The sequence below is a fragment of the Accumulibacter sp. genome (genome assembly GCF_036625195.1).
In the GTDB taxonomy this organism is placed as follows: domain Bacteria; phylum Pseudomonadota; class Gammaproteobacteria; order Burkholderiales; family Rhodocyclaceae; genus Accumulibacter.
In genome coordinates, this window is the sequence record NZ_JAZKUG010000001.1 from 1373628 (window position 1) to 1399905 (window position 26278).

The 26278-nt window shown below is 64.3% G+C and carries 26 protein-coding genes; 16 read left to right on the forward strand and 10 right to left on the reverse strand.

What is annotated here, in order from left to right; genetic code table 11:
• The first annotated feature begins 12 nt into the window (after nucleotides 1-12).
• From V5B60_RS05970 to V5B60_RS05995, 6 genes are all read left to right on the forward strand, one after another.
• A complete protein-coding gene (locus V5B60_RS05970; protein ID WP_332346126.1) occupies nucleotides 13-1128 on the forward strand; it encodes an MlaE family ABC transporter permease in 1116 nt (371 codons plus the stop codon).
• A complete protein-coding gene (locus tag V5B60_RS05975) occupies nucleotides 1128-1925 on the forward strand; it encodes an ABC transporter ATP-binding protein (protein WP_332346127.1) in 798 nt (265 codons plus the stop codon). The genes V5B60_RS05970 and V5B60_RS05975 overlap by 1 nt, the downstream gene beginning before the upstream one ends.
• Nucleotides 1926-1927: 2 nt before the next feature.
• Nucleotides 1928-2866: an MlaD family protein gene (locus tag V5B60_RS05980; protein ID WP_332346128.1), complete on the forward strand. Its 939-nt coding sequence runs from the start codon at nucleotides 1928-1930 to the stop codon at nucleotides 2864-2866.
• The gene (locus V5B60_RS05985; RefSeq protein ID WP_332346129.1) at nucleotides 2863-3480 is read left to right on the forward strand and encodes an ABC-type transport auxiliary lipoprotein family protein; all 618 of its coding nucleotides are present in this window, start codon (nucleotides 2863-2865) and stop codon (nucleotides 3478-3480) included. The genes V5B60_RS05980 and V5B60_RS05985 overlap by 4 nt, the downstream gene beginning before the upstream one ends.
• Before the next feature lie 29 nt (nucleotides 3481-3509).
• On the forward strand, nucleotides 3510-5147 hold the full coding sequence (locus V5B60_RS05990) for an acyl-CoA synthetase (protein ID WP_332346130.1): 1638 nt from the start codon (nucleotides 3510-3512) through the stop codon (nucleotides 5145-5147).
• Nucleotides 5148-5244: 97 nt separating this feature from the next.
• Entirely contained in the window at nucleotides 5245-6042 is a 798-nt protein-coding gene (locus V5B60_RS05995) for an enoyl-CoA hydratase (RefSeq protein ID WP_332346131.1), read from the forward strand.
• A 94-nt stretch (nucleotides 6043-6136) separates the two neighbouring features.
• Here the strand turns inward: V5B60_RS05995 and V5B60_RS06000 are convergent, their stop codons facing one another.
• Nucleotides 6137-7600, reverse strand: a complete 1464-nt coding sequence (locus V5B60_RS06000) for a sensor domain-containing diguanylate cyclase (protein ID WP_332346132.1) — start codon at nucleotides 7598-7600, stop codon at nucleotides 6137-6139.
• A gap of 217 nt (nucleotides 7601-7817) precedes the next feature.
• On the opposite strand from V5B60_RS06000, the gene V5B60_RS06005 reads away from it, so the two are divergent.
• The gene (locus tag V5B60_RS06005) at nucleotides 7818-8921 is read left to right on the forward strand and encodes a potassium channel family protein (RefSeq protein ID WP_332346133.1); all 1104 of its coding nucleotides are present in this window, start codon (nucleotides 7818-7820) and stop codon (nucleotides 8919-8921) included.
• A 39-nt stretch (nucleotides 8922-8960) separates the two neighbouring features.
• Here the strand turns inward: V5B60_RS06005 and V5B60_RS06010 are convergent, their stop codons facing one another.
• The 5 genes from V5B60_RS06010 to cyaY all read right to left on the reverse strand — a co-directional run bounded on the left by V5B60_RS06010 (nucleotide 8961) and on the right by cyaY (nucleotide 12629).
• The gene (locus V5B60_RS06010) at nucleotides 8961-9374 is read right to left on the reverse strand and encodes a DUF2784 domain-containing protein (RefSeq protein ID WP_332346134.1); all 414 of its coding nucleotides are present in this window, start codon (nucleotides 9372-9374) and stop codon (nucleotides 8961-8963) included.
• Nucleotides 9375-9465: 91 nt separating this feature from the next.
• Nucleotides 9466-9867, reverse strand: coding sequence for an RNA-binding S4 domain-containing protein (locus V5B60_RS06015; RefSeq protein WP_332346135.1), 402 nt, complete (start codon nucleotides 9865-9867; stop codon nucleotides 9466-9468).
• A gap of 3 nt (nucleotides 9868-9870) precedes the next feature.
• Nucleotides 9871-10437: a response regulator transcription factor gene (locus V5B60_RS06020; protein ID WP_332346136.1), complete on the reverse strand. Its 567-nt coding sequence runs from the start codon at nucleotides 10435-10437 to the stop codon at nucleotides 9871-9873.
• 6 nt (nucleotides 10438-10443) lie between these two features.
• Nucleotides 10444-11817, reverse strand: a complete 1374-nt coding sequence (locus V5B60_RS06025) for an ATP-binding protein (protein WP_332346137.1) — start codon at nucleotides 11815-11817, stop codon at nucleotides 10444-10446.
• A gap of 146 nt (nucleotides 11818-11963) precedes the next feature.
• A complete protein-coding gene (gene cyaY, locus V5B60_RS22150; RefSeq protein ID WP_434735306.1) occupies nucleotides 11964-12629 on the reverse strand; it encodes an iron donor protein CyaY in 666 nt (221 codons plus the stop codon).
• Between cyaY and lysA the strand changes: the two genes are divergently transcribed.
• Nucleotides 12525-13775: a diaminopimelate decarboxylase gene (gene lysA, locus V5B60_RS06040; RefSeq protein WP_332346139.1), complete on the forward strand. Its 1251-nt coding sequence runs from the start codon at nucleotides 12525-12527 to the stop codon at nucleotides 13773-13775. The two genes, cyaY and lysA, sit on opposite strands and share 105 nt — an antisense overlap.
• Before the next feature lie 52 nt (nucleotides 13776-13827).
• Here lysA and V5B60_RS06045 read toward each other — a convergent pair whose 3' ends face one another.
• The gene (locus V5B60_RS06045) at nucleotides 13828-16155 is read right to left on the reverse strand and encodes a penicillin-binding protein 1A (RefSeq protein ID WP_332346140.1); all 2328 of its coding nucleotides are present in this window, start codon (nucleotides 16153-16155) and stop codon (nucleotides 13828-13830) included.
• Between the two features lie 372 nt (nucleotides 16156-16527).
• Here V5B60_RS06045 and V5B60_RS06050 point away from each other — a divergent pair, with 372 nt between their 5' ends.
• From V5B60_RS06050 to V5B60_RS06085, 8 genes are all read left to right on the forward strand, one after another.
• On the forward strand, nucleotides 16528-17607 hold the full coding sequence (locus V5B60_RS06050) for a pilus assembly protein PilM (protein WP_332346141.1): 1080 nt from the start codon (nucleotides 16528-16530) through the stop codon (nucleotides 17605-17607).
• A complete protein-coding gene (locus V5B60_RS06055) occupies nucleotides 17604-18170 on the forward strand; it encodes a PilN domain-containing protein (protein WP_295357676.1) in 567 nt (188 codons plus the stop codon). The genes V5B60_RS06050 and V5B60_RS06055 overlap by 4 nt, the downstream gene beginning before the upstream one ends.
• Nucleotides 18170-18841, forward strand: a complete 672-nt coding sequence (locus V5B60_RS06060; protein ID WP_332346142.1) for a type 4a pilus biogenesis protein PilO — start codon at nucleotides 18170-18172, stop codon at nucleotides 18839-18841. Before V5B60_RS06055 ends, V5B60_RS06060 begins: the two co-directional genes overlap by 1 nt.
• Complete coding sequence (locus tag V5B60_RS06065) at nucleotides 18838-19359, forward strand: pilus assembly protein PilP (protein ID WP_332346143.1); 522 nt, start codon at nucleotides 18838-18840, stop codon at nucleotides 19357-19359. Before V5B60_RS06060 ends, V5B60_RS06065 begins: the two co-directional genes overlap by 4 nt.
• Nucleotides 19360-21417, forward strand: a complete 2058-nt coding sequence (gene pilQ / locus V5B60_RS06070) for a type IV pilus secretin PilQ (RefSeq protein ID WP_332346144.1) — start codon at nucleotides 19360-19362, stop codon at nucleotides 21415-21417. It abuts the gene before it with no gap.
• Between the two features lie 135 nt (nucleotides 21418-21552).
• Nucleotides 21553-22044 (forward strand): shikimate kinase, encoded by a 492-nt coding sequence (locus tag V5B60_RS06075; RefSeq protein WP_332350447.1) that lies wholly within the window; start codon nucleotides 21553-21555, stop codon nucleotides 22042-22044.
• Nucleotides 22032-23120 carry a 3-dehydroquinate synthase gene (aroB, locus tag V5B60_RS06080; protein ID WP_332346145.1) on the forward strand — a complete coding sequence of 363 codons (1089 nt, stop codon included), beginning with the start codon at nucleotides 22032-22034 and terminating at the stop codon, nucleotides 23118-23120. The genes V5B60_RS06075 and aroB overlap by 13 nt, the downstream gene beginning before the upstream one ends.
• Nucleotides 23113-24234 carry a deoxyguanosinetriphosphate triphosphohydrolase gene (locus tag V5B60_RS06085; RefSeq protein ID WP_332346146.1) on the forward strand — a complete coding sequence of 374 codons (1122 nt, stop codon included), beginning with the start codon at nucleotides 23113-23115 and terminating at the stop codon, nucleotides 24232-24234. The genes aroB and V5B60_RS06085 overlap by 8 nt, the downstream gene beginning before the upstream one ends.
• 45 nt (nucleotides 24235-24279) lie before the next feature.
• On the opposite strand, the gene V5B60_RS06090 is transcribed toward V5B60_RS06085, so the two are convergent.
• From V5B60_RS06090 to V5B60_RS06100, 3 genes are all read right to left on the reverse strand, one after another.
• Nucleotides 24280-24741: a CBS domain-containing protein gene (locus tag V5B60_RS06090; protein ID WP_034932406.1), complete on the reverse strand. Its 462-nt coding sequence runs from the start codon at nucleotides 24739-24741 to the stop codon at nucleotides 24280-24282.
• A 127-nt stretch (nucleotides 24742-24868) separates the two neighbouring features.
• Nucleotides 24869-25837 carry an ISKra4 family transposase gene (locus tag V5B60_RS06095; protein ID WP_332345952.1) on the reverse strand — a complete coding sequence of 323 codons (969 nt, stop codon included), beginning with the start codon at nucleotides 25835-25837 and terminating at the stop codon, nucleotides 24869-24871.
• Nucleotides 25791-26225: a hypothetical protein gene (locus V5B60_RS06100; protein WP_332345299.1), complete on the reverse strand. Its 435-nt coding sequence runs from the start codon at nucleotides 26223-26225 to the stop codon at nucleotides 25791-25793. The genes V5B60_RS06095 and V5B60_RS06100 overlap by 47 nt, the downstream gene beginning before the upstream one ends.
• Nucleotides 26226-26278: the final 53 nt, after the last annotated feature.

Consider the following 26278-nt stretch of genomic DNA (forward strand, 5'->3'; position numbering starts at 1 on the left):
CTGAACGCAGCAATGACCGCGGCGACGATCGATGTGGTCGATGAGGCGGGTGTCCGGCAGCTCGTGCTCGCGGGTGACTGGCGTCTGGCGACGATGCCGCAGCCAATCGCTGCTTTCGAGTTGCGCGTGCGGCAACTGGGGACAGGCAACCCCGCGTGGGACTTGCACTTGGTGTCGCGCCTCGACAGCGCCGGGGCGACTCTGCTCTGGCGGGCCTGGGGCCGACAGTGGCCCAGTTCGCTGATCCTTTCGGTCGAGCATCGGGCACTGCTCGAACGGGTGGCGGAGATCTCCCGCGACGTCGAGGCCCCTCCGGCAGCGCGCGACGCTCTCGCCTGGATCGCGGCGCTTGGCCAGCTGTCGCTGGCGGCTCTTCGTCACTTGGCCGAGATCGTCGCCTTGATCGGGCAGCTGGTCCTCGATCTGTGCTATCTCTGCCGGCATCCGCGCGAGATACCCTGGCGGGAGTTCTCGGCCAACCTCTACAAGAGCGGCGCGCGGGCCTTGCCGGTGATTGCGCTGATCGGCTTCCTCATCGGCATCGTCCTTTCCTACCTGTCCGCACTGCAGCTGAAGACTTTCGGCGCCGACGTCTTCATCGTCAATCTGCTCGGCATCAGCATCGTTCGCGAACTCGGTCCGATGCTGGTTGCGGTGCTTGTTGCCGGACGTTCCGGTTCGGCGATGACCGCCCAGATCGGCGTCATGCGCGTGACCGAGGAGATCGATGCTCTGGCGACGATGGGTGTGTCGCGCAGTCAGCGCCTGCTGTTGCCGAAGGTGCTGGCGCTGGCCGTTGCGATGCCGTTGCTCGTCATCTGGTGTTCCGCCGCTGGGATCATCGGTGGCATGATCGCTGCCAAGTTGCAGATGGGACTCTCGTACGCCTTCTTCATCGACACGCTGCCGCGCGTGGTGCCGGTGGCGAACGTCTGGATCGGCCTCTGCAAGGGACTGGTGTTCGGCGTGCTCATCGCGCTGATCGCCTGCCACTTCGGGCTCAGGGTCAAACCGAACACCGAGAGCCTGTCCGCGTTGACGACCGGTTCGGTGGTATGCTCGATCACCGTGGCGATCCTCGTCGACGCGGTCTTTGCGGTCGCGACTCGCGGGTTGGGGCTGCCGTGATGAGTGCGCCACCTGCTGCTGGCCAGTCGTTGCCGCCCGTGATCGAGATTCGCGGACTGTACACGGAGTTCGATGATCTCGTCGTTCATCGCGACATCAATCTCGACATCGAGGCAGGCCAGATGCTCGGACTGGTCGGTGGTTCGGGCAGCGGCAAGACGACCTTGCTGCGCGAGATCGTCGGCCTGCTGGCGCCGAGCCGGGGGACCGTGCGGCTGTTCGGCCAGTCGGTACTCGAAACCGATCCGCGGCGCCGACGGGCGTTGCGGCGGCGTTTCGGCATGCTCTTCCAGCAGGGCGCGCTGTTTTCGGCGCTGTCGGTCTTCGACAACATTGCTTTTCCGTTGCGGGAATTGCACACTCTCGATGAAGGGATGGTCGCTGATCTGGTCTTTCTCAAGCTCGCCATGGTCGAGCTCGAAGCACGGCATGCGCGGCTGATGCCGGCCGAGTTGTCGGGCGGCATGGTCAAGCGTGTGGCGCTGGCGCGCGCCCTGTCGCTCGAGCCGGAACTGCTGGTTCTCGACGAGCCGACGGCCGGTCTCGATCCTGATCGCAGCGAGAGCTTCGTCAAGCTGCTGCGAATGTTGCAGAAGGAGCTGGGTTTCACGGTGGTGATGGTGACGCATGATCCCGAGACGCTGGCCGGCTTGGCGACCCGCCTGGCGGTGCTGGCCGATCAGCGGATCGTCGCTTGCGGCACGGCAGCGGAGGTTGCGGCGGTCGATCACCCCTTCGTCCGCAACTTCTTCGATTCCGGACGCGCGGCGGCGGCGATCCGGCAGCGACGGACCTGAGCATGGAGAACCGGGCGCATGCGCTGGTGGCGGGCGTGTTCACCCTGCTGCTTGGCCTCGCCGTGGTGCTGGCCGTCTGGTGGTTCGGTGGCAGGCACGAAGCAACCACGGACTACATCGTCGTCAGCCGGCACAACGTCACCGGCCTCAACCTGCAGGGGCAGGTACGTTATCGCGGCATCCGGGTGGGCAAGGTGGAAGCGATCGAACTCGATCCTGCAGAGGTGCGCAACATCCTGATCCGGGTCAGTGTCGACCGCAGCGTTCCGGTAACCCGCAGCACCACCGCGCGCCTTGGCTATCAGGGGGTCACCGGCATCGCCCACATCCTCCTCGAGGACAATGGCAAGGATGCGACGCCGCTCTCTGGCGACGATGGCGGCCTGCCGCGCATCACGATGCAGTCCTCGCTGATCGAGGAGTTGTCGGATGTCGGCGGTGCGACGCTGCGTCAGGCACGGGATTTTCTGGAGCGGGCGAACCTCGTTCTCGACGACGACAACCGGCGGCACCTGGCCGGGATTCTCGCCAACCTGGATGCGACGACGAGCAACACCACGGAGGTGGCGGGGCAGTTGCGCAAACTGCTGACGGACGAAAACCTTCGCCTGCTGGGCAGCACTCTGGCACACGCCGAGCGGGCTGCTGCCGAGGCGGCGCCGCTGCTGCTCGAGTCGCGCCGTCTGGCAAGCAGTCTGCAGCCGGTGGGCGAACGCCTCGGGCGGCTGATCGGCGAACCTTCTCCGGGCGGTATCGCCGCCCTGGTGACGCGCCTGGAAGAGGTCAGCGGTGAGCTGTCGGCGAACTCGCGTCAGCTCAACCGGGTGCTGCAGATGCTTGAGGAATCGCCGCAGAGCATCATCTTCGGTCCCCCACCGCATGCGCCGGGCCCGGGTGAGGCCGGCTTTGTCGCGCCTGCGATGCCAGGGGTGGGTCGATGACGAGGTTTGCGAGCCTACTTGCCGCCAGCCTGTTGGTGGCCTGCAGCGGCATGCGCAGTCCGCAACGGCCGGACGTCTACGATCTGGGACCGCCGCCGGTGCGGCTGACCGAAGGCGAGCGCTGGTCGGGGGTCGCGCTCGAGACAAGGCTGCCTTACTGGTTCGATGCGCTGACGATCGAGTATCGCCTGCTCTACGATGAACCGCTGCGGTTGCGCAGCTACGCTGCCAGTCGTTGGGCCGCCGCGCCGGCGCAACTGCTCGAGCAGCGGCTGCGGCAGCAGCTCGGGCTCAGCGCGGCACGTGGCCGCAACGCGAACACCTGCCGGCTGCGCATCGAACTGCAGGAGTTCTCGCAGATCTTCGCCGCGCCGCAGCAGAGCAGCGCGCTGTTGCAGGGGCAGGCGACCCTGCTCGACACGAGACAGCGGATCATCGCCGAGAAAGCAGTGGCAGTCCAACAGCAGGCGAGCAGTGCCGACGCCCGAGGGGCGGTTGGCGCGATGGTGGCAGCGAGCGCGCAACTCGGCAACGAGTTGCTGGACTGGTTGTATGAGGTCGAAAAACGTGGCAGGCTGAAAAGCTGCCGTGTCACGGCAGGGCAACAGGAATGACACCTACTTTCAGAGAGGAGAAGCTGGGGATGCCGAACATGTACCGGGTGGGGCTTGACAAGAATCCTGCCAACTACACGCCACTGACGCCGCTGACCTTCGTCGAGCGCAGCGCCTACGTCTATCCCGAGCGCGTCGCCGTGATTCACGGGCAGCGCCGCCAGAGTTGGCTGCAGACCTTTACTCGCTGCCGGCAGCTCGCTTCCGCGCTCGCCGCACACGGCGTCGGCGAAGGCGATACGGTGGCGGCAATGCTCAACAACACACCGGAAATGATCGAATGTCACTTCGGTGTGCCAGCCACGGGTGCCGTGCTCAACACGCTGAATACTCGGCTCGATGCCGAGACGATCGCTTTCATGCTCGAGCACGGCGAGGCGAAGGTGCTGCTTACCGACCGCGAGTACTCGCCGACCGTGCGCAAGGCCTTGGCTGCCTGCCAGCGCGAGATCCTGGTGATCGACGTCGACGACCCGGAATATGGCGGTCCCGGTGAGCGGCTGGGGACGCGCGAGTACGAGGAATTCATCGCCGGCGGCAGTCCCGATTTCCCGTGGCGGGGTCCGGACGACGAGTGGGACGCCATTTCGCTCAATTACACATCCGGGACCACCGGCAATCCGAAGGGCGTCGTCTATCACCACCGTGGCGCCTATCTCAACTCGATGAGCAACATTGTCAGCTGGGGCATGCCGCCGCATTCGGTTTACCTGTGGACGCTGCCGATGTTTCACTGCAACGGCTGGTGCTTCGTGTGGACCATGGCCGCCAATGCGGGTACCAATGTCTGCCTGCGTCGGGTGGACCCGAAACTGATCTTCGATGCCATGCGCGAGCACGGGGTGACCCATTACTGCGGGGCGCCGATCGTGCATAGCCTGATGGCCAACTCCCCGGCCGAACTGCGTGCCGGCATCAGCCAGAAGGTCTCCGGACTGATCGCCGCCGCACCACCGCCGGCAGCAGTGATCGAGGCGATGGCCAACATCGGCATCGACCTGACGCATGTCTACGGACTCACCGAAACCTACGGCCCGGCGGCTGTCTGCGCCAAGCACGGCGACTGGAGCAGCCGGCCGCTGGCCGAGCAGGTCGAGCTCAATGGCCGCCAGGGGGTGCGCTACCATGCGCAGGAAGGGATCACGGTTCTCGATCCGGTCAACATGGCGGCCGTGCCGTGGGATGGTGAGACGATGGGCGAGATCATGTTCCGCGGCAACCTGGTGATGAAGGGCTACCTGAAGAACCCCAAGGCGAGCGAGGAGTCCTTCGCTGGCGGCTGGTATCACACGGGCGATCTGGCGGTCATGCATGCGGACGGCTACGTCAAGATCAAGGACCGTTCCAAGGACGTGATCATCTCCGGCGGCGAGAACATCTCGTCGATCGAGGTCGAGGACGTGCTCTACCGGCATCCGGCAGTGATTGCCGCAGCGGTCGTCGCCACCCCCGATCCGACCTGGGGCGAGGTACCCTGCGCCTTCCTCGAACTGCGTGAAGGCACGACGGTCAGCGAGCAGGAAGTGATCGAGTTCTGTCGGCAACACATGGCACGCTTCAAGGTACCGAAGCGGGTTATCCTTTGCACGTTGCCGAAGACCTCGACCGGCAAGATCCAGAAGTACGTACTGCGCGAGCAGGCGAAATCCACTGCCGCCATCGAGTGAGGCCAGCCGGTTGTCGGCGGCGGCGGTGGGCGGAAGCCGGCCGGCGCTGCCGCCACCCAGCGCCGGCGTGGCAGTGACCAATCACCAGGAGAGAAGAATGAGCACCTCGAGCAGCACGGTTGAACCCTACGTCCTGCGTGCCGATGAAGCGGGCGTCAGCACGCTTACGTTGAACCGTGGCAGCCAGTTCAATGCCCTGTCGCAAGCGATGATCGCCGCCCTGCAGAAGGAACTCGACGCGATCGCGGCCGATCCGGCGCTGCGCGTCGTGGTCATTGCCGGAGCCGGCAAGGCCTTCTGTGCCGGCCACGACCTGAAGGAGATGCGGGCGAATCACGACCAGGCCTTCCTGCAGGAACTGTTCCGCAGTTGTGGCCGGATGATGATGAGCCTGACGCGGATGCCGCAGCCGGTGATCGCGCGCGTCCAGGGCATCGCCACCGCTGCCGGTTGCCAGCTCGTTTCCATGTGTGACCTGGCGGTTGCTGCGGACAGTGCGCGCTTCGCCACGTCGGGGATCAATGTCGGCCTCTTCTGTGCCACTCCGGCTGTCGGACTGTCGCGCAACCTGGGCCGCAAGCAGGCGCTCGAGATGCTGCTCACGGGCGATTTCATCGACGCCCGGACGGCGCTGCAACAGGGACTGGTCAACCGCGTGGTCGCCAGCGACGCGCTCGATGCCGAAGTGGGACTCCTTGCGCGGGCGATCCTGGCGAAGTCGTCGGTGGCCGTCGGCATGGGCAAGCAGATGTTCTACCGGCAGCTCGAGATGGGGCTCGAGGCGGCCTATCAGTACGCTTCCGAGGTTATGGCCTGCAACATGATGACCGAAGATGCCGGCGAAGGCATCGACGCCTTCATCGCCAAGCGGCAGGTGTCGTGGAAGGGGAGGTAGTCTCGCGTCGACGGCCCGGTGTGAGGCTCAGCCATCGTCTGACGCTGTTGCCGTAGCCCGGCGGTACCGGGTCCGCCGTGAGTTTCGTCGCTGATCAGCCCGCGACGACGCGGTCATGGCCGGCCGCAGCGGCGGACTGCAGTGCCTGCGCTGCCCGCCTGAGGACCTCGTCCGTGGAGCCATCGTCGGCCATGCTTTCACTGGCGCCGACGCTGATACTGAAGCGGACGGTGCCATTCTCCGTCGGAATGGCGATGGCGCCGATCTGCGCGCGAATCCGGTTGGCGACCAGCAGGGCTTCGGCGATCTCGGTATCCGGCAGCAGAACGGCGAACTGTCCGCCACCAAAGCGCGCCAGCAGATCCCGCTGACGAAGTGCGCCTTTCGCAGCCTGGGCGACGGCACGCAGGACCTGATCACCGACGGCATGGCCGTAGCCGTCATTGATGCGGCGGAAGAAATCGATGTCGAGGAGCATGACGGCGAGCGGCAGAGGCCGGTTCTGCCGCCGCATGAGTTCGTCGCCAAGCATGGCGACGAAGTGTTGCCGGCTGCTGACACCGGTGAGCTGGTCCGAGATCGCCAGCTGCCGCATCTGTGTGCCGTGCTCGGCGAGCCTGCGGAGCAGGCGCAACGATCGCCAGGCTACGATGGTCAGCGGGATCGTCATGCCCAGAGCCAGCAGAATGGTCCACAAGCTTTGTCGTTTCCAGCCCGCGAGGGCCGTCTCGTAGTCCTCGCTGACGACGACGATGAGAGGCAGGTCAGGGAGCGAGGAGTAACTCGCCAGGAGCCGCGGATGCTCGCCGCCGTCCGCATCCAGAACGACGAAGGCACGCCGTTGTTGCGGCAGGTGGAGGCGGAACAGCGGCCCTCCGGCAAGCGAATGAGCGCGCTGCCAGTCGTCGCCAGCCTGCGCCAGAACCGTGCCGTCAAGCGAGAGCAGGGCGATCACTCCATCCGGCCGCGGCCGCTCGGCCTCGTAGCTGCGGCTGAGCATCTCCAGGTCGACCATTGCCATCAACTGCTGGGCGTTCGCGCCCGGGCTGCTCGGCGCGCGGGCGACCGGCAGATCGACCCGGCCCGATGCCGGGTCAGCGACCGGCTGCCCGATCGACAGACCGATGACCTCCGTTGGACGATCGCTGCCGACAGGGCCTGCTGCCCAGCGGGGTGGCCTGCCGGGGATCGGGACCGATCGGCTGTCGGCTGGCCGCAACTGAATGTCGAAGAGCTTGCCGCTGCTCGCCCGCAGACGGTCGACCAGTTGGCGCACGGCGGGGTCGCTCTCCGGCGAGCGGGCGGGGTGCGCCTGCAGCCAGAGTTCGCTCGCGACGAGAACCGTGTCGATCAGGCGAAACTGCTGGCGCGTCTGCTCTTCAAGCGCGTGCGTCAATTGCTGCAATGTCCTGCCGGTTGCGGCAAGGCTGTCGTGGCGGGCGACGACCACTGACACGACGACAACCGTCCACAGCGCGGCGAGGAGCAGCAGCGTGAGCAGCACCACGGTTCGTGGTCTGCCCCATTCTTCGACATGCCGGATGGTCTCACCTTCCATCGCTGCCCCTCCTCTGCGAATTCTAGCAGCCTGCCGACGAGCGTCGGCGGGAATCGTCGACGCGGGCGGGCAGGTCGGCAGAGGCCTGGTGGACAAGCAACCGCAAATATGCGAGTCTCGCGCGCCGTGCGATACGGTATGGGATGTTTCCCGATCGCCATCTGGGCGCTTGCCTGTCGCGGTACGCCGCTGTTTGCCAAGGGAGGGGGTCGGTTCATTGCCCATCTTCACCAGTCCATTGCCGGCACTTCGCCGGGCGCGCCGCCGCCGCCGGCTGCGCGAGTCGGAACTGCGTGTCGCCATGCAGCTGCAGCGCATCGTCATCCGCATCGTCTGGGCGGCGCTTGTCGTCCTGATGCTGGTTGGCATTGGCACCGTTGGTTTCTACCACATCGGTGGTGACCACAGCGACTGGTCCGACGCCCTGTACATGACCCTGATCACCATCTCGACGGTTGGTTACGGCGAGATCGTTCCGCTGCCGACGCTCGCCGACCGCGTCTTCGCCGGTTTCGTCGCCGTTTCCGGTCTCGGCGCGTTGACCTTCCTCTTCACCAGCCTGTCCGTGTTCTTCCTCGAGAAGGATCTCGACCATTCCCTGCGGAGACGACGAATGGAAAAACGCATCCAGAAACTGCGCCAGCATTTCATCATCTGCGGCTTTGGCAGGGTTGGCCGCAGCGTTGGCGGCGAGTTGCAGAACACCGGTCGGCACTTCGTCGCCATCGACACCGAGGAGGCGCGCTTCGAGGACAACCTGGACAAGTTTCCGGGGCTGCTCTACCTGCAGGGAGACGCCTCCGACGACGATCTCCTCGAGGCGGCCGACATCTTCGATGCCCGCGGCCTGTTCGCCGTCACCGGCGACGATTCCCGCAACCTGATGATCATCATCACGGCCCGCCAGCTCAATCCCGACCTGCGGATCGTGGCGCGAGCGCAGGAGTCACGCAACGTCGAGAAGATGCGCAAGGTTGGTGCCGATGCCGTGATCTCACCGGATTTCACCGGTGGCATTCGTCTGGCGTCGGCCATGGTGCGACCGCACGTGGTCAGCTTCCTGGACGAAATGGTACGCTCCGACAAGAATGTCCGGCTGGAGGAGGTCCATGTACCGGTGGGGTTTCCTGCCACCCGGGTAGGCGACCTGCGCCTGCGCAGCCCGGATTACATCCTTCTTGCCTTGCGTGAGGAAGACGGGAGCTGGGTCTTCAATCCGCGGGTCGATGAAGTCGTCAGCCCCGGGGCGACGATCATCGCGCTCGCCAATCCGTCCGGGCGTGCGCAACTCAAGGCACACCTGATCGAAAGGATCGGCTAGCCGGGGGGGGGGGGGGCGGCGACGACGCTGCCGCAGCGCTCAATCCTCGGTCTCGCCCGATTCCCCGTGACGCTTGCAGCGCGTCCTGACGGCGCTGCGGTGGCGGTGGATGAGCCAGCCGTAGCAGGCGAGATTGACGGCGATCAGGGAGCCTGCCAGCGTCAACTGGGCGGCGCGCGTCAGTCCCGGCGGATAGATGACGGGAAGCAGGTAATGTGCGATGAAACCGCCGGGATAGCCTGCCTGGCCGGCTGCCTGGCGCAGCTCGTTCTCGAGCGGAGTCAACGGGCAGATCCAGCCGGTGATCTCGACCACGATTCCCCAGCAGGCGGCCGGGACATGTGCCCATGCCAGCCTTGGCCAGCGCAGGCAGAGCGCGCCGCCAGCAACGACAAAGGCGATGAAGAGAAGGTGGAGGACGACGATGCCGTCGGCCAGGAAGCGTGTGCTCATCGCGCCAGCCGTGCCCTGTACCCGGGTCGCGTGATCGCTCCCGGCGCGCCGTGATGCGTCCCTGGCGACCGCGGTCGTCGAGTTCGATGCCTCATTCCCGGTCGGTGAAGCGCCTGATCAGTCTTCCCGCCTTTTTCGTTGGTCGCCCGCCGAGCTCGCTGCCGGGAACCGGCAGCAGTGGCCGGGCGGCCAGCTGAGCGGCTCGCCGCTCACTGCTCGCGGCAGACTCCTCATACAGTTGCCTGGCTTCGCTGGCAGGGCGTCGATGCTGCTCGAGAGCGCTGACGGTGATCGTCCACCTGAGGTCGCCGATGGTGATCTCGATCTCGTCGCCGCAGCGCACGAGGTGGGCCGCCTTGACCGCACGGCCAGCGAGCCGGACACGACCGGCAGTCACGGCCTGCGCAGCAAGCGCGCGCGTGCGGTGGAAACGCGCCGCCCACAACCATTTGTCGATGCGCATCGTTGCTGGCAGGGGATCCGCGGCCGCCATGCCTTACTCGCGCGTCGGATGTTTTCCGAGCTTGCGCTGCAGCGTCCGGCGGTGCATCTTCAGGGCGCGGGCGGTCGCTGAAATGTTGCCACTCTGCTCGGCGAGGACGCGCTGAATGTGCTCCCATTCGAGCCGATCGACCGACAACGGCGAGCCGGCGATGGCAATCGCCGAGTCACCGTCGCTGCCCTTGTTGAGCGCCGCGACAACCTGATCGGCGTCACAGGGTTTGGCCAGGTAGTGGACGGCGCCCAGTTTGATCGCCTCCACTGCCGTCGCGATGCTGGCGTAGCCGGTGAGCATCACGACGCGGGTGTTCGGGTCGAGTTCGATCAGTTTCTCGATCAATACCAGACCCGACTCACCGGGCATCTTCAGGTCGACCACGGCGTATTCGGGAGCCAGTGCCTGCGCCTTGGCCAGCGCCGCAGAAACGCTGGTGGCGACCGTCACGGCGAAGCCCCGCCGCTCGAGCGCGCGGGCCAGGACGCGGCGGAATGCCTCGTCATCATCCACGAGCAACAGGGTCGAGCGCTCGTCATCCAGTTGGGGCGCGTGTGTAGCGGGCATGGTCGGTCAGACTTTCAGACGTTTGAGTGGCAGTGTGACGCGCGTGCAGGCGCCGCCCTGCGGATCGTCGCGGTTGAACAGTTCGACCTGGCCGCCGAAGCGCTCGATGGTCGCATTGCTCAGGAAGAGGCCGATACCGAGGCCGAGCGGGCGGGCTCCGGGATCGTTCTTGGTGCTGAAGAAGGCCTTGCCAAGGCGGCTCCTGCTGCTCTCCTCCACACCGGGACCACGATCCAGAATCTCGATGCGGCAGCTGTCGGCATCCCAGTCGGCAGCGAAGCGAAGCGGCTCGGGGTGACCCGTGTTGGCGTCGGCAGCGTTGTCGAGCAGGTTCAGCAGTGCCTGTGCGAGGGTCCGTTCGGCGGCGATCTGCGGCGCCGGCTGCGGCCCGTGCAGGGTCACGCAGAGTTGAGCGTGTGGGCGGATGATCTGCCAATCGTCCAGCAGGCGGTGCAGGCAGGCATCGAGTGGCAGCGACTGCAGACTGTCATCGCGTCCCTGTCCGGTCGAGGCGAGGATCTGCGAGATGGTCTGCTTGCAGCGATCGACCTGCTCGCGCAGAAGGACGATGTCCTCGCTCAGCTCCACGTCGTCGCGATGACTGAGTTCGAGCTCGCGCAGCACCACGGCCATGGTTCCGAGCGGCGTGCCGAGCTGGTGTGCGGCACCGGCCGCCAGTGTCCCGAGCGAAAGGATCTGCTCGCTGCGCAGGGCTTCCTCCCGCGTCGCCGACAACTCCCGCTCACGCGCCTTCAGGGCAGCAGCCATGCGCGTGACGAAGAAGGCGACGACGCCGACGCTGATCACGAAGTTCAACCACATGCCCAGGACGTGCAGGGCGAAGCTGCTGCCATGAGCCGGGTGTTCGCCGGCACTGCCAGTGGCGCGCGCCAGCAGCTCGTCGAAACGGGCGAGGTCGCCCTGCGGCGACGGCAGTGGCAGCTTCCAGAACATGAGGAAGGTGTAGGCGAGGAGGGTGATGCCAGCCATTGCCCAGGCATGACGGGCCGGCAGCATCGCTGCCGCCAGCGTTGCCGGCAACAGGAAGAGCGAGATGAAAGGGTTGGCGGACCCGCCAGCAAAGTAGAGCAGCAAGGTCAGGGTCATGGTGTCGATGATCAGATGCGCCAGGACTTCGCCGTCGCCAGCCAGGTGGCCCCGCTCGAGTCGCCACTGGGTAACCAGGTTGATTGCTGCCAGCATGGCCGTAATGGCCGCCATCGGCACGATGTCGAGCGGGATCCTGAGCCACGCCACGGCGAGGACGAGCACCACCGCCTGCATCAGCACCTCGACGCGGCGCAGGACGACGAGGCGTCGCAACGGGTTTTCTGTTCCCGTCACTGAAGTCAGTCCCAGAGTCTGAGTCTTGCGCAACATGGATGGACCGGCACCTGGCGACGGGCGGAGCGAGGGATTCTAAGTCCGCCAGCGTGGCGCGGGCTGGCAGTGTGACAATCTGTCGCGGGGACGTTTCACTGACGGACCCGATGCTGTCCAGTGCGCGACGGCTGCTTCACGACCTCTCAGAGCAGGGAAACGGGCTCGCCGGCCTGCGTCGAAACCAGATCCGACAGCGTCGACAGCAACTCGGAACCATTGCGCGTATCGCGCCAGCAGCCTTCCTGCCAGCGGTAGTGGAACCCGCCTGAACGCGCTGCGACCCAGATTTCCCGGGCTGGGTCGTGGCGGTTGACGACGATCCTGCTGCCGTCGGCGAAGTCGATCTGCAAGACTTGGTCGCCGACCCGTTCGAAGTCCAGATCGGCAACGCTGCATTCAAGGGCAGCTTCGATCCGGGACAGGATCGCTTCGGCGTGGGCGTTGAAATCGTGCTCTTCCATGTGTGCTACCATCCACATTTTGCTGTGGCGAATTATGTGGTCATTCCTTGCGCCGGTCACACTGGCCTTTGTCTTGCTCGCCGGTTGTGGCAATCGCGGCGGATTGGTGCTGCCGCCGAAACCGCAGGCGGTGCCGGTGGCAGCCGCACCCGTCACGCCTCCTTCAGCACCCGACGCCGAGCGCACGACGGCAGACAACCCCACACGCCCGGATTCTAGCACGGCTGCTGCGGAGGCCCAGCGATGAGTGGCTTTGCGCGCAGCGACGGCGTGCTCCACGCTGAAGGGGTTTCTCTCGCCACGATTGCCGAGCGCTTCGGTACTCCGTGTTGGGTCTATTCGCGGCATGCGCTGGAAGCCGCGCTTGACGAGTTCCAGAGTGAACTGGCAGGGATCGACGCGCTCGTCTGCTACGCGGTCAAAGCCAACTCGAACCTTGCCGTGCTCGACGTCCTCGCCCGCCGCGGTGCTGGTTTCGATATCGTTTCCGGCGGCGAACTCAAGCGCGTCCTTGCTGCCGGCGCCGATCCACGGCGGATTGTCTTTTCCGGAGTGGGCAAGAGCGCGGGCGAAATGGAGCTGGCGCTGCATGTCGGCATCCTCTGCTTCAACGTCGAGTCCGCGGCGGAACTCGATCGCCTGGATACCGTCGCCGGCGAACTGGGCAAGGTGGCGCCGGTCAGCCTGCGGGTGAATCCGGACGTCGATGCGCGGACACATCCATACGTCTCGACCGGCCTCAAGGAAAACAAGTTTGGCGTCGCCTACGAGGATGCCCTGCCACTGTATCGGCGCGCTGCCGCCCTGCGCAACCTGCGCGTCAGCGGAATCGATTGCCACATCGGTTCGCAACTGCTCGACGCCGCGCCCTTTGTCGAGGCGCTCGACAAGGTCCTCCTGTTGGTCGACCGTCTGGCGGCGGAAGGCATTGCCCTGGAGCACATCGATCTCGGGGGCGGGCTCGGCATTCGTTATCGCAACGAGGCTCCGCCCGCCGTCAGGGATTACCTGCAGCCGATGCTGGCGGAGCTTCGCGGGCGAAAGCTGCGTGTTCTCCTCGAACCCGGGCGGCGCCTGGTCGGCAACGCAGGGGTGCTGCTGACGCGTGTCGAATACCTGAAACCGGGCGACGCGAAGAGCTTCGCCATCGTCGATGCGGCGATGAACGATCTCGCTCGGCCAGCGTTGTATGGGGCTTGGCACGAAATCGTTGCCGTCATTCCGCGCCCGGGCCCTGTCCGGCCCTGGGAGATTGTTGGGCCGGTCTGTGAATCGGGTGACTTTCTCGGCCGTGGACGGGAACTGGCACTCGCCGCGGGCGATCTGCTGGCAATCATGTCGGCCGGCGCCTACAGCATGTCAATGAGTTCGAACTACAATTCACGCCCGCGCGCGGCGGAGGTGATGGTTGATGGCGACCAGGCCCACCTGGTTCGTCGTCGTGAAGCGGTCGAGGAATTGTACGCCCTCGAGGAGCGGTTGCCCTGCGCTTAGCGCGCGGCCGCGCGATCGAGATGCGCCGTCGATCCACTCACAGCCGCCGCGTTCAATCCTCGGCGCGTTCGTCGTCGCCAGGTGGTTCCGGCTCGATCTGCGCGGGAACGTTCTCCCGGTAGAACAGTTCCTGTGCCGGACCCTTGCCAGCATCCGGCGAGGCAACGGAAACGATGCCTTCCGGCATCGACAGGAAGGACTCGGGTGTGTTGCTCAGCGCTTTCGTCATGTAGCCGATCCACGCGGGCAGGGCTGCCGTCCCTCCGGTCTCGCCCTTGCCGAGGTTGCGTGGCTGGTCGAAACCGATCCACGAGCAGGCGACGACGGTCTGCTGGTAGCCGCAGAACCATGCGTCCACGTGCTCGTTGGTGGTTCCCGTCTTGCCAGCCAGATCGCGGCGCTTCAACGTTGCCGAAGCACGTGCCGCGGTGCCGTAGATCGTCACGTCACGCAGCATGCTGTCCATCAGGTAGGCGTTGCGCGGGTCGATGGCCCGCAGGTTCTCGTCACCTGCGCTGACTGACTCGGCTTGCGCCAGTACCTGCTTCTTGTCGTCGACAATCTCGCGCACGATGTACGGCCGGATGCGGTAGCCACCATTGGCGAACACGGCATAGGCGGCGACCATCTCCCACGGCGTGACCGAGCCTGCGCCGAGCGCCATGGTCAGGTATGGGGGGTGCTTCTTCGCGTCAAAGCCGAAGCGGGTGATGTAGTCCTGGATGAAGCGGACACCGCTGGCCTGGAGCACGCGGATCGAGACCATGTTCTTCGACTTGGCCAGCGCCGTGCGCAGCCGCATCGGACCTTCATAGCGCCCATCGTAGTTCTTCGGTTCCCAGGCCTGGCTGCCGGTCAGCGTCGCCGGGAAGCTGATCGGTTCGTCATTGACGATCGAAGCGGGGGTGAAGCCGCGCTCCAGAGCGCCGGAGTAGATGAAGGGCTTGAAACTCGACCCCGGCTGCCGCCAAGCCTGGGTCACGTGGTTGAACTTGTTGCGTTGGAAGTCGAAGCCGCCAACCAGCGCGCGGATGGCACCGTCCGTCGGGTCCGCCGCCAGGAAGGCTCCCTCGACTTCCGGCATCTGGGCGATGCGCCAGTTTCCCTTGTCGTCGGTCTGCACGCGGATGATCGCACCGCGGCGCAGACGCTTGTTGGGCGGCGCCTGGTCGTCCAGCATTCTTGCCGCGAACTTCAGACCCTCACCGGTAATGCTGATGACGTCGCCGCCGCGACGGAAGGCCCGCAGCTTCCTGGCGTCGGCCTGCAGGACGATGGCCGGTTGCAGGTCCTCGCTCTCCTGATACTCGAGCAGCAGTTCCTCCAGTGCTTCGTCGGTGTCGGACTTGATTCCCGCCAGGTCGACGTAGGCTTCGGCACCGCGATATCCGTGCCGGCGATCGTAATCGAGGATGTTCCGGCGCACGCTGGCATAGGCGGCTTCCTGATCGTCCTTTTGGATCGTCGTAAAGACACGCAGTCCACGTGTGTATACGTCATCGGGAAATCTCTCGGCGGCGATCTGGCGGGCCATTTCAGTGACGAATTCGGCGTGGATGGGCGTGGTGTTGCTTTCGCGCCGCAGTACCAGCGCCTGCGCCAGGGCGGCGTCGTGCTGCGCCTCGCTGATGAACCCCAGGTCGCGCATCCGGCGCAGGACATACTCCTGTCGGATGCGCGCGCGCCGCGGGTTGACGATTGGATTGTAGGCGGACGGCGCCTTAGGGAGCCCGGCGAGCATTGCCGCTTCGGCAAGGGTCAGTTCGCCCAGTTGTTTGCCGAAATAGATATGCGCAGCGGCGGCAAAGCCGTAGGCCCGCTGTCCGAGGAAGATCTGGTTGAGGTAGAGCTCGAAGATCTGATCCTTGCTCAGGTTCCTTTCGATCTTGAACGAAAGCAGCGCCTCATAGAGCTTGCGCGTGTAGGTCTTCTCCGATGACAGGAAGAAGTTCCGCGCCACCTGCTGGGTAATGGTCGACGCGCCCTGGCGCTTGCCGCCGCCGACCAGGTTGGCATGCAGCGCGCGCAGCACGCCAAGCGTATCGACACCCCCGTGCTGATAGAAGCGCTCATCCTCGGCGGCAAGCACGGCCTGCTTCAGGACGGCAGGCACGTCCTGGATGCTGACCACGGCTCGCCGTTCCTCGCCGAACTCGCCAAGCAAATGACCGTCTGCGGTGAACACACGCAAGGGGATCTTCGGTCGATAGTCGGTCAGGATTTCGAGTGACGGCAGATTCGGGTAAGCCAAGCTCAGTACGACGGCCACCATCGCAGCGGCGATTGCGGCAAGTCCGAGAACGACGACCAGAGGATAGAGCAGCCAGCGGAGAGCAGTAGGCAAGAGAGGTTCCGGCAGGGATTTTCCACAGGCCGACATTATATTGGAAGGTAGCGGCCGCGAGGTTGCCGCCGCGCGCGCGGTTCTCTTGCGCCCAAGCGGCGCCGGGCGTTCCGTGCCAAACTTCGGGCCGGGCGAGTGGCGTGCGGACGCACGCCACCCGAACGTCTGCGATCAGCGTGGCATCACGGCAGGTGGGCCTGGCTTGCCGGCGCGATGCTGCCCGCCCGTGCCCGTCTGGCCGTGCTCCGGCCGCGGTGCGCCGATCGTTGTCGATTCGCGACAGGCCGGGATAGATCGGGGAGAAATCGCTTTACACCCTGCAGTGTTGTTGTTAGCATCTAAAGTAGAATATCTATAAGTACGCTAACTGTAAATTATTCAAGGGTTTTTTGGGCAAGGGGTACAGTTTTGACGCTTGATCTTTCGATATTCAATCCGAAGGCTCGCTCCCTGATTGGGCTGGACATCAGTTCTTCATCGGTGAAGATGGTCGAGCTGGCGAGTGACGGCAAGGGGGGATACCGCGTCGAGCGTTACGCAATCGAGACCCTGCAGCGCGATGTCGTCTCCGACGGCAACATCGTGAACCTCGAGGCTGCGGCCGAATCCGTGCGGCGGGCATGGAAGAAACTGGCCACATCGACACGACAGGTGGCGATTGCGCTGCCGGCTTCGCATGTCATCACCAAGAAGATCATCGTCGCCGCTGGCCAGCGCGAGGCGGAACTCGAGTTGCTCGTCGAGTCGGAGGCCAACCAGTACATTCCTTTTGCACTGGACGAGGTCAACCTCGATTTCCAGGTGATTGGCCCGGCTCCGTCGTCGCCGGACGAGATCGAGGTCCTCATCGCTGCATCGCGAAAGGAGAAGGTCGAAGACCGCGTCGCCGTCGCCGAGTCGGCCGGCCTGAAACCGCGCGTCCTCGACGTGGAGTCCTACGCGGTCCTTTCCGCCTTTCAGTTGGTCGAGGCGACGCTTCCCGAAGGCGGCAAAGGGCAGATCATCGCTCTCGTCGACGTCGGCGCCAACGTCATGAACCTGACGGTGCTGCGCAATGACCAGCAGATCTACGCACGCGAGCAGGCTTTCGGCGGCAACCAGTTGACGCAGGACATCGCTCGTCTGTTCAACATGACCTTCGAGGAAGCGGAAGGCGAAAAACGTCGCAACAGCCTGCCGGAGAAGTACGAAACCGAACTGCTGCGACCATTTCTCGAAGCGCTCGCACTCGAACTGTCGCGCGCGCTGCAGTTCTTCTTCACGTCCACCCAGTTCAATCAGGTCAACCACATCGTCCTCGCGGGCGGTTGCGCCGTGATTCACGGTATCGACCAGGTGGTTGCATCGCGGACGCAGATAAACACCGTCATCGCCAACCCATTTGCCGGCATGGTGCTTTCCGATCGCATCCGCGAGAAGAGCCTGTTGGCCGACGCTTCGTCGCTGATGGTGGCATGCGGCCTGGCGCTGCGGAGATTCGACGAATGATACGCATCAATCTCCTGCCCCACAGGGAAGAAAAGCGCCGTGCGCGGCGGCAGCAGTTCTACGCCTTGCTCGGGCTGGTGACGGTGCTGGCCCTGTTGATCGCCGTTCTGGTGTATTCGATAATCGCCGGCTACATCGCCAATCAGGAGGCCAAGAACGACTTTCTCAAGAAGGAAATCGCCGTTCTCGACAAGGAGATCGACCAGATCAAGCGCCTCAAGCAACAGACCGAGGCGCTGCTCAAACGGAAGGAGACCATCGAGGCGCTGCAGCGCGACCGTGCCGAAGCCGTGCGTCTGCTGACCGAACTGGCCAAGCAGATGCCCGAGGGGGTTTACCTCAAGGCGCTGAAGCAGGAGGGACAACGCATCCACATGGTTGGTTGGGCGCAGTCCAGCGCCCGCGTGTCGACCCTGATGCGCAACATCGAGGCTTCGCCCTGGCTCGAGAAGCCGGAACTACTGGAAATCAAGGCAGTGACCGTCGACAAGAGGCGGCTCAACGAGTTTGCCATGAACGCGTCGCTGAAGCGGACCCCGGTTGAGCAAAAGGGAGCGAAGTGATGGCGAGGTCTCTTGCGAGCATTGACTTTCAGCGAATCATCGGCGACTTTCAGAACCTGAATCCGCGTGACGTCGGCGCCTGGCCGGTCGCACCGCGTGCCACGGTCCTGGTCGTCCTCTTCCTGATGATTCTGCTGGCGGGGTGGTGGTTCTACTGGGATGATCAGCTGGTTTCGTTGCGCGAGAAGCAGGAGGCCGAACTGCGACTGCGCGACGAGTACGTCAGAAAGAAAGCTCAGGCAGTCAACCTCGATCTCTACGTGCAGCGCCTGAGCGAAATTGATCTGGCCTTCGGGGCCCTGCTGAAGCAGTTGCCGAACAAGGCCGAGGTCGAGTCGCTGCTGGTCGAAATCAACCAGGCCGGTATGGGCAGGGGGTTGCAGTTCGATCTCTTCAAACCGGGTGCCGAGCAGGTCCGGGATTTCTACGCCGAGCTGCCGATCACCGTTCGTCTGACCGGCACGTACCACGATTTCGGAGCGTTTGCTGGTGACATCGGCAAGCTGTCTCGCATCGTCACCCTGAACAACATCGCGATCAGTACCAATCAACAGAGCAAGGACGGCAGTCTGGTGATGGATGCGACGACGAAAACCTTCCGCTATCTGGACGAAGAGGAACTGGCGGCGAACCGCAAGAAGGCGGCTGATGCAGCGAAGGCCGGCAAATGAGACGCATACTGCCCTTGATTCTCCTGAGTGCCGTGGCAGTTGGCGGCTGTGCCGACAATGACCAGGAGGAACTTCGCGAGTGGATGAAGACGGCCGCTGCGGGTGTCAAACCGAACATCCCACCGTTGCCGGTGGTGCAGCCTTACGAACCGGTCCCCTATGACGTGGGCAATCTTACCGAACCGTTCGCCGTCGCCAAGATGGGCGTGGCGGACAAGAAGAGTGGCGGCGGTTTTCGGCCGGATCTCGATCGGCCGAAAGAGCCTCTGGAGCTCTATCCTCTCGAGTCACTCAAGTATGTTGGGGTGATCACGAGGAACAAGGTTTCCTTCGCGATCGTGCAGGTCGAGGGCGCGCTGCACCAAGTCAAGATCGGCAACTACATGGGACAGAATTTCGGCGTCGTCGTTGGCGTGACCGAGTCCGAGATCACGTTGCGGGAACTCGTTCAGGACTCGGCAGGTGACTGGGTCGAGCGGACGAGCACCCTGATGCTGCAGGAAAAGGGAGCAAGGTAGATGAAACGGATCAAACATTGGCTGCCCGGCCTGATGGGCGCCCTGTCGCTGCTCGTAGGCGTTGCCACTGCCCAGGAGGCGGCGCCAAACGCCATCGAGTCGATGAATGTGCTGCAGCAGGGCCCGGTGGTCAACGTCAAGCTGAACTTCAGGGAGCCCCTGCAGGCGCTGCCGCCAGCCTTCAGCGTCGCCAAGCCGGCGCGCATCGCACTCGACTTCCCGAATACGGTCAATGCCCTCGGAAAATCGAGCCAGACCTTCAACGAAGGCGATCTGAAGAGCGCCAACATCGTCCAGGCCGAGGGTCGAACGCGTGTCGTCCTCAACCTCAATCGTGCGATGTCCTACGAAGCGAGTATCGACGGCAAGAGCCTCGTGCTGGCGATGGTTCCGGCTGCGACGCCGGACAGCACGCAGGCCGTCGAGCATTTTGCCAAGGCGAGCGCCAGTGATGTCGGCAACAGCATCCGGGCGATCGTCTTCCGCCGCGGCAAGGATGGCGAGGGGCGGATTACCGTTGACCTCACGGATCCCAACGCCGGCATCGATATCCGGCACGAAGGCAAGAATCTGGTGGTCGATTTCGTGCGCGTGAATGTCCCCCCAACGCTGCGCAAGAAGCTCGATGTGACCGATTTTGCAACCCCCGTACTGGCGGTCAACACGGTCCAGAAGGGGGCCGACACGCGCATGACGATCACCCCGCGTGGACTCTGGGAGCACAACGCCTACCAGAGCGACACCCAGTTCGTCATCGAGGTGAAACCGATCATCGAGGATCCGAACAAGCTGGTGCAGGGTTCGCGTGGTGGCTACCGGGGCGAGAAACTGTCACTGAACTTCCAGAATGTCGATGTCCGCCGCCTGCTGCAGGTGATCGGCGAGTTCACCGGCATGAACATGGTGATCAGTGATTCGGTCGGTGGCTCGATCACCCTGATCCTCAAGGATGTTCCCTGGGATCAGGCACTGGACATCATCATGCAGCAGAAGGGTCTCGACATGCGCAAGAACGGCAATGTGATCCTGATTGCGCCGCGCGAGGAGATCGCCACCAAGGAGAAGCTCGAGTTCGAATCGCAGGCGCAGATCGGCGATCTCGAACCGCTGCAGACCGAGAGCTTCCAGATGAACTACATCAAGGCCGAAGCCGTGCAGAGGCTGCTGATCGATCCAAAGCAGACGCTGCTGTCGAAGCGCGGCAGCGCGCTCCTCGACGAACGCTCGAACATGATGTTCGTCAAGGACACCCCTGGCCGGCTGGCCGAGGTGCGGGCCATGATCGCCAAGGTCGACGTGCCTACGCGACAGGTGATGATCGAAGCGCGGATCGTCGAGGCTGGCGACAGCTTTGCCAAGAACCTTGGGGTCCGCCTGGGCTTCAGACAGGTCTTCCCCGATGGCGCGGTCCGGATCGGCGGCGATTCGACGGCGATCAGGGGTAACCTGCAACAGGAAACGGCGGTCAATCTGCCCGCGACGCCACGTTCCGGAACCGCCGGCACTTTCTCGTTCCTCCTCTTCAACAACGCCTTGACCCAGTTTCTCGCGACGGAAATCTCGGCCCTCGAGTCCGATGGCCGTGGCAGGGTCATCTCCAGCCCGCGGGTAATGACCGCCAACGGGGTCGAGGCGATCATCGAACAGGGTCAGGAGATACCGTACCAGCAGGCGACGAGTTCCGGTGCGACCAGTGTTTCCTTCCGCAAGGCGGTGCTGTCGCTGAAGGTCAAGCCGCACATCACACCGGACGGCAAGGTTGCCATGGAGTTGGACGTCAACAAGGATACCCCGAACACCCGCCTGTCGACGGGCGCTGGCGTGGCGATCGACACCAAGCACGTGAAGACCGAGGTGCTGGTCGAGAATGGTGGCACGGTCGTCATCGGCGGCATCTTCGAGCAGGTGACGCGCAACAACGTGCAGCGCATACCCTTCCTCGGCGATCTGCCGTACATCGGTTTCCTCTTCAAGAACCGCGAGATCATCGACGACAAGACCGAACTGCTGGTTTTCATCACACCGCGGATCGTCACCGAGCACCTGTCGTTGCGCTAGGCAGAGCTTCCGGACAGGGACGACGAGGCCGGCGCCAGCCGGCCTCTTGCGTCGAGGGGCAGCGCGGCACGCTTGCGTTAGAATGGCGCGGTGAGACTCCAGGAACAAACCCGCAACATCTATCTCGTCGGCCTCATGGGGGCCGGCAAGACGACCGTCGGCAAGGCCCTCGCCAAGCGCCTCGGCTACCGCTTCCTCGACTCCGATCATGAAGTCGAGGAGCGTACCGGCGTCAGTCTGGCTACCATCTTCGAAATCGAAGGCGAGGACGGTTTCCGCAAGCGCGAAGCGCAACTCATCGCCGAGTTGGCCGAGCTCAGACAGCATGTCGTGGCCACCGGTGGCGGCTCCGTCCTCCGACCGGAAAACCGGCTGGCGCTGCGCTCGAGCGGCACGGTGGTCTATCTCGACGTGCCGCTGCACACGCTCCACGAACGGACTCGTCACGACCGCAAGCGGCCACTGCTGCAGGTCAGCGATCCGCGGCAGAAGCTGCGCGAACTGCTTGCGCAGCGCGACCCGCTTTACCGCGAGGTGGCGGATGTGACCATCTCCGGCAGCCACATCACGCCGCAGGCGATTCTCAATCTGCTGCTCAAGGAAGAGGGTGAAGCATGGAAACGCTGACGCTTGCACTGGGAGATCGCTCCTACCCCATCCACGTCGGCCGTGCACTGCTCGACCGCCCCGACCTGCTGCTGCCCTCGTTGCGTCAGAAGAAGGCGGCCATCGTCAGCAACACGACCGTGGCGCCGCTGTACCTGCGGCGATTGGCCGATCCGCTGCTGCAAGCCGGCGTCGAGGTGGTCGAGGTCGTCTTGCCCGATGGCGAGGCGGTCAAGGACTGGCGAACCCTGAACTCGATCTTCGACGCGCTCATTGCAGGCCGCTGCGAACGCTCGACAACGCTGATCGCTCTGGGCGGCGGCGTTGTCGGTGATGTCGCCGGCTTTGCTGCGGCCTGCTTCCAGCGCGGCATGCCGTTCGTCCAGGTGCCGACCACCCTGCTGGCGCAGGTGGACTCATCGGTTGGTGGCAAGACGGCGATCAACCACCCGCAGGGAAAGAACATGATTGGTGCCTTCCACCAGCCGCGACTGGTGCTGGCGGATACCGATACCCTGACGACCTTGTGCGACCGCGAACTGCGCGCCGGTCTCGCCGAGGTTATCAAGTACGGGCTGATCCGGGATCTGCCGTTCCTCGAGTGGCTCGAGCTGAACCTTGAGCGCGTGCTGGCACGCGAGCCGGCGGCCTTGGCGACCGCGGTCGCCGCCTCCTGCCGCAACAAGGCCGAGGTCGTCGCCGCGGATGAGCGTGAAGCCGGCGAGCGGGCCCTGCTCAACCTGGGTCATACCTTCGGGCATGCGATCGAGACCGGTGTCGGCTACGGCGAGTGGCTGCACGGTGAAGCTGTCGCTGCAGGTACGATGATGGCGGCGCAACTGTCGCATCAACTCGGCTGGATCGACCGTCACGACCTCGCCCGGGTCGAGCAGCTGCTGCAGCGCGCCGGTTTGCCGGTGGCCGGCCCGATGCTGAGCGTCGAGCGCTACCTGGAGCTCATGCAGCACGACAAGAAGGTGCACGACGGCCGCTCGCGGCTGGTCCTGCTGCAGCGACTCGGGCACGCCGTGCTGACCGACCAGGCACCGCTGGCCCAGGTGCGCCAGGCGATCGCCGAACGTACGGCGCATGCATGAGCTGGCGCCCTACGCGGCCAGCGAGGCCAACTCGCGCGGCCGGCGGCATAGGGACTCGGCCCCGGTCCAGCGCACCGAATTCCAGCGCGACCGCGATCGCATCGTTCACTCGACTGCCTTCCGGCGGCTCGAGTACAAGACGCAGGTCTTCGTCAACCACGAAGGCGACCTTTTTCGCACCCGCCTGACCCACACCCTCGAGGTGGCACAGATCGCCCGCGGCATCGCGCGCGCGTTGCGGCTCAACGAAGACCTCGTCGAAGCCATATCACTGGCACACGACCTCGGCCACACCGCATTCGGTCACGCCGGCCAAGACGCCCTCAACGAGTGCATGCGTGCGCACGGGGGCTTCGAGCACAATCTGCAGAGCCTGCGGACGGTCGACTTGCTCGAGGAGCGTTACGCCGCGTTCGACGGTCTCAATTTGTGCTTCGAAACGCGCGAAGGGATCGTCAAGCATTGTTCGCGGGAAAACGCGCGCCTTCTCGGCGAATTGGGCGAGCGCTTCATCAGTGGCACGCAGCCTTCCCTGGAAGCGCAAGTCTGCAACCTGGCCGACGAAATCGCCTACAACAACCACGATGTCGACGATGGGCTACGCGCTGGACTGATCACTCTGGAGCAACTGGCCGAGGTGCCACTCTTCGCCGAGCACGCTGCGGATGTCCGCAGGCAGTATCCGGGGCTTCTCGGGCGCCGTCTGATCCATGAGACGATCCGGCGAATGATCAATGCTCTGGTCTGCGACCTGATTGCAGCCACCGCCAGGAACATCGCCGTGCATCAGCCGACCGACATCGCTGCGGTGCGGCGAGCGCCAGAACTGGTTGCCTTCTCCGAAAACCTGGGTGCAGCACAGCGGAACCTGAAGCGTTTCCTGCGCGCCCATCTCTATGAGCACTACCAGGTCCGTCGCATGGCCAGCAAGGCGCGGCGAATCGTCAGTGATCTGTTCCTTGCCTTCACCTCGGATGTCCGTATGCTGCCGCCGCAATACCAAGCGCCGGCCGATGCGGCGCCGGCGCGCCGGGTCGCCGATTACATTGCCGGGATGACCGACCGCTACGCGATCCGCGAGCACCGGCGCTTGTTTTGCGTCGATGAAGGCTGAAAGGCACCTGCCCGGTCGAATCGCGGTCTGTTGCGGATCCGCCGCTCAGGGCGCTGGCCAGTCCTTGATGTAGGCCTTGAGCAGCTTGTTCTCCATGTTCCGCTCCTCGAGCACCGCCTTGGCGACGTCATGAAAGGAGACGATGCCGACGATCGTTTCCTCCTCCATCACCGGCACATAGCGCGTGTGCGAGTCGACCATCATGCGGCGGAGTTCGTCGACGTCCATGTCGGGATGTGCCGTCGGTGGATTTCGGTCCATCGCTTCGACGACGAGGATTTCGGCGATCGGTGGCGTCGGCCCGACGCGACGCTCGGTCTGGCGTTTGGCCAGGATCAGGAGCACTTCGCGAAAGGTCAGCATCCCTGCCAGCTTGCCTCCGTCCATGACGATCACCGAGCCGATGTCGTTGTCAGCCATCATGATGACGGCCTCGGACAGCGGTGAGTCCGGATGTACGGCAAAAAGAGCGGAATCCTTGACCTGCAGAACTTCTCTTACCTCCATGGTACCCCCTCGATAAAGGATGGCTGGTTGCGACGCCAGTCGAGTTTCGCGATGATTCTATCAGATGTCCAACGACATCCGGAAATGCGGCGAGGCTTCCGGGTGCAATCGGAAGTGCGACTGTGGATCAGGCGGCCTGTTGACGTGTGGACTGCCAATAGCGGTCCCACTCCTGGTTGGCGCGGCAGACACGCAGCGCCAGCATGTGCTTGGCGTTTTTCAGTTTCCACCAAGCGCCGGCCCGCTTGAGACGGTCCTGGATGACGTAACGGTGTGCGCTTTCGATTTCGCCGGACCCTATTGGCAGCCCGGCCACGAGCGCGTCTTGATAGTTGAACTGTCCCGGGCGATTGGTGAGATAGCGATGCGCCGCGCGCACCGGGGCGTTGGCATCGGGAACGGTGTCGTCCTCGACGAATCGCTGCAGTTCCTCGACGACGTCCTGGAGGCGGTTCTGTTTCAGCCGATCCTTCTGCGTTTCCAGCCAAGCCCTCGCCGCCGTGCCGGCGATCGTGTCCCCTGCGGCCGTCAGGTAGTCACAGACATGGTAGAAATCGACGAGAAAGTGGCCTTGCAGTCCGAATTGCTCACTCACCTGATCCGCAATCCATGCGGCGCCGTCGCTGACCGCATGGACCTTGGTCTTACGCCCCAGTCCGGCCTGAACCGCCGTGCGCAACAGCGTCTCTCCGACCTGGTCGGGCGGGCCCACGGTGGCGCCGAACACCGGGGTGACGGAGCCCGGCGCATGGACCAGACTCAAACGCGCTTCCCTCCAGCCCACCCGGCGGGTCTTGCGGCGGTCCACTTTCGCGCTCTGGTCGTCCGATTCGGCCGTCTCCACGACGGGAATCATGCTCCCATCGATCTCGCCGATCAACTGCTCTACGCCGTCTCGTGCCGGGATTTTTGCCGCCGCTTTCGGGCGCTCGTCGATCGTCGCGGCATGCCGCAAGACGATCGGCCAGCACGTACTGGCGGACACCTCGATACCGTAGTGCTCTTTCAGCTTCTGCGGAATGCGCGCCGCGGGCGCGTCCGCCCCGAAATCAACGATCGCTCGCTGCAGCGGCTCCGAGCAGCCCCGGCAGACCACCTCCGCCGAACGCGTGAATGGCCGGATCTCCGGCCCGCGCGTCCCTTGCCGGAAGACCTGCTCCGCTACTTCGATCTGTCCGTACCGGGTCTGCCAATAGACGTTTTTTTTCCTTCCGCTGCACGCCCGGTTGTTGCGCCACCTCTTCTTCCTTCCGCTGCGCTTGCCGTCGCGCCCAGCCGTGCAACGCTTCGTTGCCCAACTGCCGCAATTCCTCCGTCACCCGCCGCTCCGCCTCCGCCGCCTTCTCAACATCGCCGGCCGCATTCTCGACCACCGCCAGCAACGACTCGATCTTGGCTTGGAGCTCGGGATGATCTCTAAACCGCTCTTCCAAACCCCGACTCGGCTTGAGTCGCCCCTCCATTTCCGACCACCTTTCTGTCATGGGTCTCGCTCCAAGGTGAAGTAACCCATCACTATTTACCCCACCTCCGCCCA

Excerpts from the sequence above, each read along its gene's own strand:
- V5B60_RS06045 (WP_332346140.1), bottom strand. The coding sequence starts at position 16,155 with ATGTCGGCCTGTGGAAAATCCCTGCCGGAACCTCTCTTGCCTACTGCT.
- V5B60_RS06055 (WP_295357676.1), top strand. The coding sequence starts at position 17,604 with ATGATACGCATCAATCTCCTGCCCCACAGGGAAGAAAAGCGCCGTGCG.
- pilQ (WP_332346144.1), top strand. The coding sequence starts at position 19,360 with ATGAAACGGATCAAACATTGGCTGCCCGGCCTGATGGGCGCCCTGTCG.
- aroB (WP_332346145.1), top strand. The coding sequence starts at position 22,032 with ATGGAAACGCTGACGCTTGCACTGGGAGATCGCTCCTACCCCATCCAC.
- V5B60_RS05970 (WP_332346126.1), top strand. The coding sequence starts at position 13 with ATGACCGCGGCGACGATCGATGTGGTCGATGAGGCGGGTGTCCGGCAG.
- V5B60_RS06075 (WP_332350447.1), top strand. The coding sequence starts at position 21,553 with ATGGGGGCCGGCAAGACGACCGTCGGCAAGGCCCTCGCCAAGCGCCTC.
- V5B60_RS05995 (WP_332346131.1), top strand. The coding sequence starts at position 5,245 with ATGAGCACCTCGAGCAGCACGGTTGAACCCTACGTCCTGCGTGCCGAT.
- V5B60_RS06000 (WP_332346132.1), bottom strand. The coding sequence starts at position 7,600 with ATGGAAGGTGAGACCATCCGGCATGTCGAAGAATGGGGCAGACCACGA.
- V5B60_RS06085 (WP_332346146.1), top strand. The coding sequence starts at position 23,113 with ATGCATGAGCTGGCGCCCTACGCGGCCAGCGAGGCCAACTCGCGCGGC.
- V5B60_RS06100 (WP_332345299.1), bottom strand. The coding sequence starts at position 26,225 with ATGACAGAAAGGTGGTCGGAAATGGAGGGGCGACTCAAGCCGAGTCGG.
- V5B60_RS06060 (WP_332346142.1), top strand. The coding sequence starts at position 18,170 with ATGGCGAGGTCTCTTGCGAGCATTGACTTTCAGCGAATCATCGGCGAC.
- V5B60_RS05985 (WP_332346129.1), top strand. The coding sequence starts at position 2,863 with ATGACGAGGTTTGCGAGCCTACTTGCCGCCAGCCTGTTGGTGGCCTGC.
- cyaY (WP_434735306.1), bottom strand. The coding sequence starts at position 12,629 with ATGCCGCGAATAGACCCAACACGGAGTACCGAAGCGCTCGGCAATCGT.
- V5B60_RS06025 (WP_332346137.1), bottom strand. The coding sequence starts at position 11,817 with ATGTTGCGCAAGACTCAGACTCTGGGACTGACTTCAGTGACGGGAACA.
- V5B60_RS05975 (WP_332346127.1), top strand. The coding sequence starts at position 1,128 with ATGAGTGCGCCACCTGCTGCTGGCCAGTCGTTGCCGCCCGTGATCGAG.
- V5B60_RS05980 (WP_332346128.1), top strand. The coding sequence starts at position 1,928 with ATGGAGAACCGGGCGCATGCGCTGGTGGCGGGCGTGTTCACCCTGCTG.
- V5B60_RS06015 (WP_332346135.1), bottom strand. The coding sequence starts at position 9,867 with ATGGCGGCCGCGGATCCCCTGCCAGCAACGATGCGCATCGACAAATGG.
- V5B60_RS05990 (WP_332346130.1), top strand. The coding sequence starts at position 3,510 with ATGCCGAACATGTACCGGGTGGGGCTTGACAAGAATCCTGCCAACTAC.
- V5B60_RS06020 (WP_332346136.1), bottom strand. The coding sequence starts at position 10,437 with ATGCCCGCTACACACGCGCCCCAACTGGATGACGAGCGCTCGACCCTG.
- V5B60_RS06010 (WP_332346134.1), bottom strand. The coding sequence starts at position 9,374 with ATGAGCACACGCTTCCTGGCCGACGGCATCGTCGTCCTCCACCTTCTC.
- V5B60_RS06090 (WP_034932406.1), bottom strand. The coding sequence starts at position 24,741 with ATGGAGGTAAGAGAAGTTCTGCAGGTCAAGGATTCCGCTCTTTTTGCC.
- lysA (WP_332346139.1), top strand. The coding sequence starts at position 12,525 with ATGAGTGGCTTTGCGCGCAGCGACGGCGTGCTCCACGCTGAAGGGGTT.
- V5B60_RS06065 (WP_332346143.1), top strand. The coding sequence starts at position 18,838 with ATGAGACGCATACTGCCCTTGATTCTCCTGAGTGCCGTGGCAGTTGGC.